Origin of the sequence: Skermanella stibiiresistens SB22, assembly GCF_000576635.1 — a bacterium.
Classification (GTDB): Bacteria; Pseudomonadota; Alphaproteobacteria; order Azospirillales; family Azospirillaceae; genus Skermanella; species Skermanella stibiiresistens.
The window spans coordinates 67868-80539 of record NZ_AVFL01000026.1; the positions used below are offsets into that span (position 1 = coordinate 67868).

Below are 12672 nucleotides of genomic sequence, written 5' to 3' on the forward strand. Positions count from 1 at the left end.
GGTGGGGCCTCTGATCGCCTCGCTCCGAACCACGTCGCAATCGGTCGAACAGGCGGTGGCCCAAGCCCAGGCGGTGCTCGGCAACACCAACGATCTCGTCTCGCGGAACTCGCCGTTGCGCGTCAACCTGGAGGACTCGCTCCGAAACCTGTCGCTGGCGTCCCGCTCGATGCGCGGCTTCGCGGAGACTTTGGAGCGCAGCCCCAACGCCCTGCTGCTGGGGAAATAGGCCAAGGGGTGAATTGGTCGCATTCGCATGGCCAATCCCCTTAACGGGCGATTAACGGCGCCATGTTAAGAGAATGGCGCCGTCGGCGGTCCGCGCCATGGCTGTGTCAGGCCCCGTAGCAGGACGGCGTGGGGAGATGAGCGAAGAGACGGCGACCCTGAAGCCTTGGAAGAAGCGGCTGATCGCCTGGTGGGAAGGTTATGACCTGCCCACCGGGAAGGCCGATGCCGAGTCCGGACCGGCGTCTGGATCGGCGGGCGGGCACGGATCGGGCTCGGCGGATACCCCGGCGGCCAAACCGGTGCTGCCCGGCACCAATTCCCGCTTCGGCAAACCACTGTGGTCGGCCAGCCGCATCCAGGTGGTGGAAAAGCTCTGGGGCGAAGGGTTCACCTCTCCCGGCGGCGAAGATTACATTCCCGAACTGGTCAAGCCGTTGGGGTTGAACCCAGCCATGAGCGTGCTCGATCTGGCGGCGGGACTGGGCGGCGCCGCGCGCAAGATGGCGGCGCAGTATGGCTGCTGGGTGACGGGGCTGGAGCCTTCTCCCGTCCTTGCCAAGGAGGGCATGGAGCGGTCGGTCAAGGCCGGCATGGCGAAGCAGGCGACGATCACCCACTACGACGCCGAGAACTTCCGTCATCCCAAGCGATTCGACTGCATCTTCTCCAAGGAGGCGTTCTTCTGCGTCAAGGACCGCGAGAATTTGGCGGACGGCATCGAGATGAGCCTGAAGCCGCGCGGTCAGCTGCTGTTCACCGATTATGTCTTCGAGAAGGAGGAGCCGCGCTCGTCCGTCATCAAGGACTGGCTGGCCCGCGAGCCGGTCGAGCCGTTCCCGCTGACGGTCGACAAGACGGTCACCTCGCTCCAGCAGCGCAACCTGGACATCCGCATCACCGAGGACGTCACCGATGCCCACCGGCTGCTGATCGTGGCCGCCATCCAGTCTTTGACCGAGTTCCTGGAGAAGCACAGCATGGACCACGACACCAAGCTGGCCGTGGTCGATGAGGTGGAGCATTGGGCGCGCCGTGTGGCGGCGCTGCAAAGCGGGTTGCGCATGTACCGTTTCTTCGCGCTCAAACTGCCCGACGGGACGGAAGGTTGAGTCGAAAACGCCGCTGGAATAACGTCGCGGGAATACAGGCGCTTGTTGACATTGAACGCTTGGCTCCATATTTTCCGCCGCTCTTGTGACTTACCCTCCTGGGACTTTGAACCATGAAGATCGTGAACTCGCTGAAATCCATGAAGACCCGGCACAAGGCTTGCCGCGTGATCCGCCGCAAGGGCCGCGTCTACGTCATCAACAAGCAGAACCCCCGCTTCAAGGCTCGCCAGGGCTGAGCGTGCCAAGGGGGAGAGCCCGTATCTCCGGGAGGTGACCGCGCCGCTGTTTCGGCGCGGTTTTGCTTTTTGGGGCTTGGTTTTCCCGAGGGACCGACTGGTTGTCCGATCACCTCTTGTTCCATGAAGTGGTGATACCACTTTACATCAACGTCACATTTTTCCAATGTACGTGCGATGTGATGGAACGCCGCCGGGGCGCGGCCAAACGGGACGAGTGACGCGCGTGGCTGTTGCCGCCGTACGTTCAGCGGACCGAATGAGGAGGAAACACGGCATGAGGATGCCCACGCCAGACGCTTCGGTGCTCGCCCGCCGGGCTGAGATCGTCAACGCGCTGCGAGCCATCGTGCCGGGCGAAGGCGTCATCGCCGAACGCGACGAGATGCGCGTCTACGAGACCGACGCCCTGACCGCCTATCGCCAGCTTCCCATGGTCGTCGTGCTGCCGAACACGACCGAGCAGGTCTCCCAGGTTCTGAAATACTGCAACGAGGTCGGGATCAAGGTCGTTCCGCGCGGGGCGGGCACGTCCCTGTCCGGTGGCGCCCTGCCGCTGGCCGACGGCATCATCCTGGGTCTGGGCAAGTTCAACAAGATCGTCGACATCGACTACGCCAACCGGACCGTGACGGCGCAGCCCGGCGTCACCAACCTGGGCATCACCAACGCGGTGGCGCACGAGGGCTTCTATTACGCGCCGGACCCCAGCAGCCAGATCGCCTGCACCATCGGCGGCAACATCGCCGAGAACTCCGGTGGGGTCCACTGCCTCAAATATGGTCTGACCACCAACAACGTGCTCGGCATCGAGATGGTGCTGATGAACGGCGACATCATCAGGCTGGGCGGCAAGCACCTGGACTCGGACGGCTATGACCTGCTGGGCGTCATGACCGGGTCCGAAGGCCTGCTGGGCGTGGTGACCGAGGTGACCGTCCGCATCCTGCGGAAGCCGGAAACCCTGCGGGCGCTGCTGATCGGCTTTCCCAGCAGCGAGAGCGGCGGCGACTGCGTGGCCGCGATCATCGCGGCGGGCATCATTCCCGGCGGCATGGAGATGATGGACAAACCGGCGATCCACGCGGCGGAGGAGTTCGTCCACGCCGGATACCCGATGGACGTCGAGGCCCTGCTGATCGTCGAACTGGACGGGCCGGAGGCGGAGGTCCACCACCTGATCGGCGAGGTCGAGAAGATCGCGCTCACCTGCGGCGCCGTGTCGATCCGGATCAGCGAGTCGGAGGACGAGCGCATGGTCTTCTGGGCCGGGCGCAAGGCGGCCTTCCCCGCCGTGGGCCGGATCAGCCCGGATTACCTGTGCATGGACGGTACGATCCCGCGCAAGCAGCTGCCGCTGGTGCTGACCCGGATGGCCGAGATGTCGGTCAAGCACGGGCTGCGCGTCGCCAACGTCTTCCACGCCGGTGACGGCAACCTGCATCCGCTGATCCTGTACGACGCCAACAAACCGGGCGAGCTGCAGGCTGCGGAGGACTTCGGCGCCGATATCCTCAAGCTGTGCGTCGAGGTCGGCGGCGTGCTGACCGGCGAGCATGGCGTGGGCGTCGAAAAGCGCGACCTGATGAACCACCAGTTCACCGAGGTCGACCTGAACCAGCAGCAGCGGGTGAAATGCGCCTTCGATCCCGAGGCGCTGCTGAACCCCGGCAAGGTCTTTCCGCAGCTTCACCGCTGCGCCGAGTTGGGCCGCATGCATATCCACCGCGGGCAGCTCCCGTTTCCCGACCTCCCGCGCTTCTAAGGCCCCGGCATGACGACACATTCCAACAAGTCGGTGTTGAAACCCGCGGATGCCGATCAGGCGCTGGAGGCCGTTCGCTGGGCGATCTCCGAGGAGACCCCGCTGGAGCTGGTCGGCAAGGGCAGCAAGCGGAAACTTGGCCGGCCGTTCCAGGCGACCCACACGCTCGACCTGTCGGATCTGACCGGCGTCACCCTGTACGAGCCGGAGGAGCTGGTCCTGTCGGCTCGGGCCGGCACGCCACTGGCGGAGCTGGAGGCCTTGCTGGCGGAGAACCGGCAGCAGTTCGCCTTCGAGCCGACCGACTTCGGCCCCTTGCTGGGTGGCGAGGCCGGCAAGCAGACGATCGGCGGCGTCGTCTCGTGCAACCTGGCGGGACCGCGCCGGGTCAAGGCGGGTGCTGCGCGCGACCACTTCCTGGGTTTCCAGGCGATCAGCGGCCGCGGCGAGGCTTTCAAGGCTGGCGGCAGGGTGGTCAAGAACGTCACCGGCTATGATCTGTCCAAGCTGATCGCCGGATCCTACGGCACGCTGACGGTGCTGACCGAGGTGACGCTGAAGGTGCTGCCGGCGCCGGAGGACACGCGGACGGTGCTGATCCGGGCGCTGGACGACGCGACCGCGATCCGGGTGATGGCGCTGGCGCTGCAAAGCCCCTACGAGGTCGCGGGCGCCGCCCACGTGCCGGCGTCCCTGGCGGGAGCCTTGGGCGTCGAAGAGGTGGCCGGTGGTGCCGCGACGGCGATCCGGCTGGAGGGCTTCGGCCCCTCGATCGAATACCGCGCCGGCAAGCTGCGCGACCTGCTCGGCGGGTTCGGCACTGTCGAGTTCCTGGATCGCCAGCCCTCGCTGGTGTTCTGGGCGGCGCTTCGGGACGTGAAGCCGTTCGTTTCGACGCCGGAACGGCTGGTCTGGCGCCTGTCCGTGCCGCCCGCCGACGGCGCGCGGGTGGTGGCCGACATCAAGGGCAGGCTGCCCGGCGCCGAAGCCTATTTCGACTGGGGCGGCGGCCTCGTCTGGCTCGCCATCGAACCCGGAGCGGATGGGGCGGGGCAGGCGGCGATCCGTGGCGCCATCGGATTGAGCGGTGGCCACGCCACCCTGGTCCGGGCTCCGGACACCATCCGCGCCTCGGCCGACGTGTTCCAACCCCAGCAGGCTCCGTTGGCGGCCCTGTCCGCCCGCGTCAAAGAAACCCTGGACCCCAAGCGCATCTTCAATCCCGGCCGCATGTACGCCGGGGTCTGACGCGGAGAACCGCCTTGCAGACCAACTTCTCGCTAGCCCAACTCGCCGACGCCGATGTCCGCGAGTCCGAAAAGATCCTCAGGGCCTGCGTCCATTGCGGATTTTGTACCGCGACCTGCCCGACGTATACCCTGTTGGGTGACGAGTTGGACAGTCCGCGGGGACGGATCTACCTGATCAAGGACATGCTGGAGAACGACAAGCCGGCGACAGAGCAGGTGGTCAAGCATATCGACCGCTGCCTGTCGTGCCTGTCCTGCATGACGACCTGTCCGTCCGGCGTGCATTACATGCATCTGGTCGATCATGGCCGCGCCCATATCGAGAAGACCTATCGCCGCCCCGCGGCGGAACGGCTGATGCGGAAGATGCTGTCGACCGTCCTGCCGCGTCCGGGCCTGTTCCGCTGGGCGCTGATGGCGGCCAAGGCCGGCCGGCCGGTCGCGGGCATCCTGCCGGAAAAGCTGAAGGGCATGCTGGCGCTGGCCCCGCGGAACATCCCAAGCCCCAGCCATGTCGACAAGCCGCAGGTGATCCCGGCGGAGGGAACCAGGCGGAAGCGCGTCGCGATCCTGAACGGTTGCGCCCAGCAGGTGCTGAACACCGCGATCAACGAGTCGACCGTGCGCCTGCTGACCCGGCATGGCGTCGAGGTGGTGGTGGCCAAGGGGGCCGGGTGCTGCGGCGCCCTGAACCACCACATGGGCATGACCGACAGCAGCCACGGTTATGCCCGCGCCAACATCCTGGCGTGGACGCGGGAGATCGAGCGCGGGGGCTTGGACGCGATCGTGATCAACACGTCCGGCTGCGGAACGACCGTCAAGGACTATGGCTTCATGTTCCGCGAGGACAAGGAATTGGCGGACAAGGCGGCGCGGATCTCGGCGCTGGCCAAGGACGTCACCGAATTCATGGACGAGTTGGGACTGGGCGAAACGGTGGTCGAGACGGGGCAGGTGGTGGCCTATCATTCCGCCTGTTCCATGCAGCATGGCCAGAAGATCAAGACGCCGCCGCGCGCCTTGCTGGGAGCGGCCGGTTTCCAGATCCGCGAGGTGCCGGAGGGTCATCTGTGCTGTGGTTCGGCCGGAACCTACAACCTGCTCCAACCGGAGATCGCCGTGCGGCTCCGCGACCGCAAGGTCAACAACATCGAGAGCACCAAGCCGCAGGTGATCGCCGCCGGCAACATCGGCTGCATGACCCAGATCGGCTCCGGAACCGCGATCCCGATCGTCCACACGGTCGAACTGCTGGATTGGGCCACCGGCGGACCCTTGCCGGAGTCGCTGAAGGGAAACCCGGCTTTCGTCACGCGACCGAAGGCGGCCCGGGTGCTGGCGGCGGAGTGATCCGCCGCTCCATGATGAGATGGGCGGAGTGATCCGCCGCTCCATGATGAGATGGGCGGAGTGATCCGCCGCGCCTATGGCTTTTGAGAAGCCGGCTTCAACTTATGGTATCAGCGCACGTGGGGTGAGAAGGCACTAAGCTCCGGGAGTCGCATCCACCGTGGCGGTCCCATGCGTGTTCTCGTGGTTCTCGTGTGCTGTCTCTCCGTCTACACGGTGGCGGCGCTGTCCATCTCAAGCGCTTGGGCCCAGCAACCCGTGGGCCAAATCAAAACCATTTCGGGAACCGCGACGGTTATTCGCGGCGGCCAATCGCTGGAAGCCGCGGTCGGTTTGTTCCTATACGGTGCGGACAGTATACAGACTAGTTCATCTAGTAGCCTTGGAATCACCTTCAGGGACGGAACGCAGGTATCTCTGGGCGAGTACAGCGACTTCGCGATCCAGGACTTCGTTTTCGAACCGCAACAGGGAAGACTGTCGTTCATCATCTCCCTTTTGCGTGGATCCCTGGTCTATATCTCGGGCCGGATCGCGGCCCTGGCGCCTGAGACCGTGGTCATCAAAACCGTCAATGGAACGATCGGTGTCCGCGGCACGCGTTTCGCCGTCAGGGTTCCCGTGGAGACGGTACCATGAACGCCGCTACCAAAAGTTGGTTGGTGTCGGCGGTGGTGCTGGCCTCCGCCCTTGGCGGCTGCGCTGGAGTGCCCACTCCGGGATCCATGGAAGATGCCGACCAGGAGTTCCTGACCGCCTTGGCGCCCGCCTACGAGGCTTTGAGTGCCGACGAGGCCAGGCAATACGACTGGCTGGACAGCTGGTGGTATGGCCGGCGCGCCAGCGCGGCGGCGGCGGGGACGCTGGTCGAGCCGGAGGATCCGTCGAACCGGGACCTGACCGAACCGGCGCTCCAGCGGCTCGTCCCGGCGCGCGCGAACCTGATGTCCGTCCTGGTGTCCGGCGGCCGGATCCTGGCGCCCGGCTCGTCCGCCTGGGCGCAGGCCGCGTTCGACTGCTGGGTCGAGCAGGAGGAGGAAGGCTGGCAGACCGCCGATATCGATCGGTGCCGGAATGACTTCGTCCAGGCCTTGGGCGAGGCGCGGGTGGTCGCCCGGAGCGAGTTGACCGTCCTGCTCCCCGGCGGCAACGGTGCCGGGGCGATCGTGGTCCGGACCGGCTCTGGTACCCAGGCGCTCGACCAGCCCTATGCCGCCAGCCTCGTCAGCGATCCGGCGGCGCCTCCCGCCGGACGGGCTCCCTTGGCACCCGCGGCGGTGTCGGGACTGTTCGGCGCGGCGCTGGTGGCGGTGCCACCGGCACCCTCGAGCTTCGCCCTCTATTTCCAGGCGGGCGGGTCCGAATTGACCGAGGAGTCCAAGGCCACGCTGGCTGATTTGGTGGCGGATATCCGCCAGCGGCGAATTCCGGATATCTCTGTGATCGGGCACACCGATCGAGCCGGAACGGCAACCGCGAATGAACGGCTGGCCCGGACACGGGCCGAGGGTATCGGCGCCCTGATCCAAGCCGAGGGAATTCCGGCCGAAGCCATCGAGGTGAAGTCCTTCGGGGAAACCGACATGTTGGTGCGGACGCCGGATGGCGTGGCCGAGCCCCGCAACCGCCGCGTGGAGATCCTGGTGCGCTGAGCGTGAAGGAGATCGTTCCCAGCGTTTGGCGGCATGCCGTCCCACGTGCCGGCGCCCTCCGGATGCGGCTGCTGTTGGTCGGCGCCCTCGCGCTGTGCCTGCTGGGCTTGCGATGGATCGATCCCGCTCCCCTGGAGTTGATGCGGCTGCGCGCGTTCGATCTGGGAACCGCGTTCTGCCAGCCGGCGGATGGTTTCGATGGCGTCGTCGCGGTCGACATCGATGACCGGAGCCTCGCGGTCATGGGACAGTGGCCGTGGCCTCGCGATGTCCTGGCCCGTTTGGTGGATCGGATGGTCGAGCTTGGCGCCGGTGCGGTCGTCTTCACGATCGTCTTCGCCGAGCGTGACCGGGACCAGCCGGCGTCCGACCGGATCTTCGCCGAAGCGTTGCGGCGGGTTCCCACCGTGCTGGTTCAAATCCCGTGGGAACCGGAAGCGGCGCCCGGGCTCCCCCAACCCGTGACGCTCCAGGGCCGTTTCGCGCTGCTGGGAGAAACCGGCGCGTTCCGGATGCCCGCCCAGCCCGGTGTGGTCGGCAACCTGCCCGACTTGGTGGACGCGGCGGCGGGATTGGGCATGGCTCGGGTGGCCGTGGATACCGATGGGATCATACGCCGCGTCACGGCTCTTGCCCAAGCCGGCGGCGTGCCGCTGCCTGGGCTGGCGCTGGAGGCGCTCAGGGTCGTCGACCAGCGCTCCGGTTTCATGGTCGAGGTTGGCCCGACCGGGCTGGAGGCGTTGCGCGTCGGGCCGCGGCGGCTGCCGGTGGATGCGGATGGATGGTTCCGCCCCAGGTTGTGCGGGGTGGACCGCGTGCCGGTGATCCCGGCGGTGGACTTGCTGCGGGAGGGGGGCGATGTCGAGTCGATGCGCGGGCGCGTCGCGGTGGTCGGCGTGTCGGCGCGGGGAGTGGGAAGGCTGTGGCGCGTGGCGTCCAGCGAACGCGGGGTTTCCGCCGCGGCGCTCGAAGCCGGGGTGATCGGCGATCTGCTCCAAGGCCGCTGGCTACACAGGCCACCCTTCGCCACCTTGCTGGAAGTGCTGGCGCTGCTCGGGGGAACCTTTTGCATCGGGGGGCTCGATGGCCGGCACGCGCGCATCGTCCTGGCGCTCGTCCTGGGCGTGGCCGGGGCCGGTTTGGCGTCACTGGCGTTCTGGATCGACGGTTCCCTGTTCGACTGGACGCTGCCGATCCTGGGTTTCATCCTGGCGCCCTTGGTGGCGGGCATGGCGGAGCGTGGATACGAACGGGCGGCGCAGCGCCAGCGCGACCGCTTCATGCGGCAGGTCGTCGACGCCAGCCCGGATCCCATCCTGACGGTGGCGGCCGATGGCACGATCCTGTCCTGCAACGAGGCCGCCGTGTCGATGTCGCTCTGTGATCCGGATGGGCTGATCGGGCGCGAAGCCGGTCCCTTGTTCGGGCTTGCCCTGGCGGAGATGCGCGCCCTGATCCGCCGCCGTCTCGATGGCGCGCCGATCCCACCGGTCGAGGTCACGGTGGATTTGGCCGGCCGCGAGCCCATCCACCTGGAACTGGTGATCGGCGTGCTGGACGCCTCGTCCGTCATCCTGATCGGCCGCGACATCACTCGGCGCAAGCTGGCCCAGGTGGGTCTGGCGCGGGCGCTCGCCACCAACGAGGCGCTGCTGCGCGAGATCCATCACCGCGTCCGGAACAACCTGCAAGGCATCTGGGGCGTGATCGCGCTGGAGAAGGCGGGTGTCAAGGATGCCAAGGCGCTCGAGCGGATGTCGGCGATCCAGGACCGGCTGCTGGTGCTGGGCCGCATCCACGAGCAATTGGCGTTGTCCGGCGATCTGGCGCGGATCGACGTCGCGGTCCAGATCGACCAGTTGGCGCAGGGGCTCATCGGACCTCGACTGGACGATGGGCGGATCACCATTCACACGCGGGCCGAGCCGCTGCACTGCCATATCGAGATCGCCATGCCGCTGGGGCTGATCATCAACGAACTGGTGGGCAATTGCCTGAAGTTCGCCTTTCCGGACAACCGCGCGGGGATGATCCGGGTTCGCTTGGAGCGGTGCCGTGGAAGGGTCGTCCTGGAGGTCGCCGACGATGGTGTCGGCCTGCCCAGGGGCGAAGCCGCCGTGTCGGACGCGGCCGGCGAGGGTATGGGCATCGGCAAGACCCTGCTGCAGGCCCTGGCGGCCCAACTGGACGCGACGGTCGAGTTGGCCGGGCCGCCTGGCCACGTGGTTCGGGTGGTCATGCCGGGTGGGCTGTTCGATTGAGGTCTCGATCCTTCGGCTTGGTTGCGCTGGCGGGCGCCGCGCCGTACACACGGAGCACGGGACTTCAGAAAGGCGGGGCGGCTTTGGACGGGGATCACCGGCGGCGGAAGGCGATGGAGGAGACGGGCGGCGCGGGCGTGAACCCGGTTCAGGCGTTGAGCCGGTCACTGGACCTGCTGGAGGCCATCGCGGCGGCGGAGGATGGCGTCGGCTCGGCGGATCTGGCCCGGCTGACCGGCCAGCCGGCGACGACGGTCCACCGCCTGCTGAAGAGCCTGGAACAGCGGAGCTATGTCAGCTTCGACGAGGATTGCCAGCGCTGGTTCATTGGTGTGCGGGCCTTCACCGTCGGCGGCGCCTTCCTGCGCCGGCGCAATCCGACGCTGGTCGCCCGCCCGATCATGCGGCGCCTGATGGAGCGGGTGGGTGAGACCGCCAGCCTGGCGATCGAGGACGGTGGCGAGGTCGTCATCCTGACCCAGATCGAATGCCGCGAGATGATGCGGGCGCTGTCGCGGCCGGGCACCCGCGTGCCGCTGTACTGCTCCGGCGTCGGCAAGGCCCTGCTCGCGGCATTGCCGGAGGGCGAGGCCACGCCCCTGCTGGAGAAGCTGCCCCTGGCGCGGATCACCGACAGGACCCTGACCGGCATCGAAGACCTCAGGCGCGATCTGGCCGACAGCCGGGCGCGCGGCTTCGCCATCGATGACGAGGAGCATTCGGTCGGTCTCCGCTGCGTGGCGGCGGCCGTGCTGGACGAGCATGGCGGGCCGCTCTGCGCGCTGTCGGTCTCCGGTCCCGCCGTCCGGATTCCCGATGGCCGGCTGGCCGAACTGGGCGCCCTGGTCGTGCGGGCGGCCGAGGAGATCACCCTGGCCGTGGGGGGCGGCCCGCGCCGCTGAGGCTGGGCATCAGCTTGCCTGGATGTCGGCCGCCGGGACTTCGGGCGCTGGGACATCGGCCGATTCCCGCCGGCGGCGGGCGGCGTGGTAGTGGTCGAGCACCCAGGTCAGGTGGGCGGTCATGGCGGCGGCGGCGGCGTCGGGATCGCGCCGGTCGATGGCCCGGTGGATCGCGCGGTGCTGCGCCAGCACGATCTTGTCCTCCGCCCGGTCGAACAACTCGTGGCGGTGGAACTCCAGCATCTGGGTCAGCGTGTCGCGGATCACCGACAGGATGTGCATGTAGACGGGGCTGCCCGCCGCCTTGCCGATCGCGATGTGGAAATCGACGTCGTCGTTCGCCCGCAGCTTGCCGCGCGACGGCTGCGCCATGGCGACCACGGTGCGGCCGATCTCGGCCACCTGCTCGGGTGTCGCGTTGATCGCGGCGCGGCGGGCCGCCCAGGATTCCAGGATGACGCGGATGTCCGCCAGATCATAGAGGTTGTCGAACTTGACCCGGATCATCTCGCTGAGGGCGCCGTCCATGTCGCCCGCCGTGGAGAGCACCCGCGTGCCGCCGCCCTGGACCGCCGCGAGGAACCCCTGGGTCTTCAGCTGCTGAAGGGCGGCCCGGACGGAAACCCGGCTGACGCCCATCTGCTCGGCCAGCTGGCGCTCTCCCGGAAGCCGCTGGCCGGGCGTCAGCTCTCCCTTGGCGATCCTATCCAGCAGCTTGGTCGCGACCCGGTCGGAAACCCGATCCGTGCCCGCCTTGGCGACGGGTTCGGCCGCTGCGCTCGTCTCGGTCACTGGCGGCGTCCTCCGGTCTGTTTCTTCGTTCGGCGGGGTCTTGTCGTCATTCAGGGCGTCCATGGTAATACCAGGGGGGCGGTTTCGCCAGAGCGATGACGGACAGCTCACCGGCTGCCGCGCCGGGCCATGAAGATGCCGGCGAGGACGATCGCGGCGCCCAGCGCCTGCAGGAGGCTGAGCGGCTCGTCCAGCAGCATCCAGGCGAAGACGCCGGCCGCGGCGGGCTGGAGGAGCAGGCTGACGGAGGAGAAGGCCGGGGGCAGGTGGGCCAGGGCGTAGGCGATCAGGCTCTGGCCGCCGGCGTGACTGATGACGCCCAGCCCGGCCAGGATGATCCAGCCGTGGAGAGTCGGGGCGATCAGGCTCTCGCCCGACAGCAGGGTGATCGGCAGCAGGGTCACGCCGGTGACCACGCCGGTCCAGGTCATGATCGTGGCGGTCGAGAACTCGGCCCGCAGGCGGCCGACCGACAGGATGTAGCCGGCGTAGAACATGGCGGTGACGACGCCCAGCGCGTCGCCGAACAGGTGGCTGGCGCTGAAGCTGAGGCTTTCGCCCATCAGCACCACGGCGCCACCGATGGCCAGCGCCAACCCGCCGACGAAGACGCGCGAGAAGCGTTCCTTGAAGACGGCCCAAGCGACCAGCGTCACGAAGATCGGCGCGAAATTGGCGAGCAGGGTCGAGTTGGCGACCGAGGTGAACTGGATCGACCAGTGCCACACCGCGAGGTCGCCCGCGAAGAACAAGCCGGCCCAGGTCAGCCTCAGGTAGTCCCGCCGGGTCGAGGGACGGCGCGGCGCGTCGGTGCCGCGCCCCTCCAGGGCCAGCCAGACCAGCAGCACCGGCATCGCGAACCCGATCCGCCAAAACGCCGTCGCGACCGGCCCGATCTCGCTCAGCCGGACGAAGATCGGCGACAGGGCGATTCCGAGGGCTCCGGCGAGCAGGGCGATCAGGGCGATCCGGGCCCTGCGGTCGGCGGCGAGGGCCGCGGCCGGGGAGATGGTGGTCTGGTTGGCGGCCGGATGGGCGTTGGGTGTGCTGGGCATGGGTTGCTTTTCGGGGACGCCGTGTGTTGGGGACGGGTAAGGGGTAGGGGCCGCTTCGGCATG

12 protein-coding genes are annotated in these 12672 nt (G+C 67.8%); 10 read left to right on the forward strand and 2 right to left on the reverse strand.

Annotation, left to right across the window (positions count from 1 at the left end):
• Window position 1 precedes the first annotated feature (1 nt).
• The 10 genes from N825_RS27035 to N825_RS27080 all read left to right on the forward strand — a co-directional run bounded on the left by N825_RS27035 (window position 2) and on the right by N825_RS27080 (window position 10762).
• Window positions 2-229, forward strand: coding sequence for a hypothetical protein (locus N825_RS27035; RefSeq protein ID WP_037458862.1), 228 nt, complete (start codon window positions 2-4; stop codon window positions 227-229).
• 136 nt (window positions 230-365) lie between these two features.
• Window positions 366-1340, forward strand: a complete 975-nt coding sequence (locus tag N825_RS27040; protein WP_037458864.1) for a methyltransferase domain-containing protein — start codon at window positions 366-368, stop codon at window positions 1338-1340.
• A 113-nt stretch (window positions 1341-1453) separates the two neighbouring features.
• Window positions 1454-1579 (forward strand): type B 50S ribosomal protein L36, encoded by a 126-nt coding sequence (gene ykgO, locus N825_RS27045; RefSeq protein ID WP_012973122.1) that lies wholly within the window; start codon window positions 1454-1456, stop codon window positions 1577-1579.
• A gap of 277 nt (window positions 1580-1856) precedes the next feature.
• A complete protein-coding gene (locus N825_RS27050) occupies window positions 1857-3344 on the forward strand; it encodes an FAD-linked oxidase C-terminal domain-containing protein (RefSeq protein WP_037458870.1) in 1488 nt (495 codons plus the stop codon).
• A 9-nt stretch (window positions 3345-3353) separates the two neighbouring features.
• The gene (gene glcE, locus N825_RS27055; RefSeq protein WP_037458871.1) at window positions 3354-4592 is read left to right on the forward strand and encodes a glycolate oxidase subunit GlcE; all 1239 of its coding nucleotides are present in this window, start codon (window positions 3354-3356) and stop codon (window positions 4590-4592) included.
• Between the two features lie 14 nt (window positions 4593-4606).
• Window positions 4607-5947, forward strand: coding sequence for a glycolate oxidase subunit GlcF (gene glcF, locus N825_RS27060; RefSeq protein WP_037458873.1), 1341 nt, complete (start codon window positions 4607-4609; stop codon window positions 5945-5947).
• Window positions 5948-6118: 171 nt separating this feature from the next.
• A complete protein-coding gene (locus tag N825_RS27065; protein WP_051513234.1) occupies window positions 6119-6586 on the forward strand; it encodes a FecR family protein in 468 nt (155 codons plus the stop codon).
• Window positions 6583-7599: an OmpA family protein gene (locus N825_RS36990; protein ID WP_051513236.1), complete on the forward strand. Its 1017-nt coding sequence runs from the start codon at window positions 6583-6585 to the stop codon at window positions 7597-7599. The genes N825_RS27065 and N825_RS36990 overlap by 4 nt, the downstream gene beginning before the upstream one ends.
• A gap of 2 nt (window positions 7600-7601) precedes the next feature.
• The gene (locus N825_RS27075) at window positions 7602-9860 is read left to right on the forward strand and encodes a CHASE2 domain-containing protein (RefSeq protein ID WP_157619565.1); all 2259 of its coding nucleotides are present in this window, start codon (window positions 7602-7604) and stop codon (window positions 9858-9860) included.
• 83 nt (window positions 9861-9943) lie between these two features.
• Window positions 9944-10762, forward strand: a complete 819-nt coding sequence (locus N825_RS27080; protein ID WP_245613244.1) for an IclR family transcriptional regulator — start codon at window positions 9944-9946, stop codon at window positions 10760-10762.
• Between the two features lie 9 nt (window positions 10763-10771).
• Here N825_RS27080 and N825_RS27085 read toward each other — a convergent pair whose 3' ends face one another.
• Entirely contained in the window at window positions 10772-11554 is a 783-nt protein-coding gene (locus tag N825_RS27085; RefSeq protein WP_051513263.1) for a FadR/GntR family transcriptional regulator, read from the reverse strand.
• Window positions 11555-11661: 107 nt separating this feature from the next.
• A complete protein-coding gene (locus N825_RS27090; RefSeq protein WP_084165104.1) occupies window positions 11662-12609 on the reverse strand; it encodes a DMT family transporter in 948 nt (315 codons plus the stop codon).
• Window positions 12610-12672: the final 63 nt, after the last annotated feature.

Excerpts from the sequence above, each read along its gene's own strand:
- N825_RS27090 (WP_084165104.1), bottom strand. The coding sequence starts at position 12,609 with ATGCCCAGCACACCCAACGCCCATCCGGCCGCCAACCAGACCACCATC.
- ykgO (WP_012973122.1), top strand. The coding sequence starts at position 1,454 with ATGAAGATCGTGAACTCGCTGAAATCCATGAAGACCCGGCACAAGGCT.
- N825_RS27040 (WP_037458864.1), top strand. The coding sequence starts at position 366 with ATGAGCGAAGAGACGGCGACCCTGAAGCCTTGGAAGAAGCGGCTGATC.
- N825_RS27065 (WP_051513234.1), top strand. The coding sequence starts at position 6,119 with ATGCGTGTTCTCGTGGTTCTCGTGTGCTGTCTCTCCGTCTACACGGTG.
- N825_RS27050 (WP_037458870.1), top strand. The coding sequence starts at position 1,857 with ATGAGGATGCCCACGCCAGACGCTTCGGTGCTCGCCCGCCGGGCTGAG.
- glcE (WP_037458871.1), top strand. The coding sequence starts at position 3,354 with ATGACGACACATTCCAACAAGTCGGTGTTGAAACCCGCGGATGCCGAT.
- N825_RS36990 (WP_051513236.1), top strand. The coding sequence starts at position 6,583 with ATGAACGCCGCTACCAAAAGTTGGTTGGTGTCGGCGGTGGTGCTGGCC.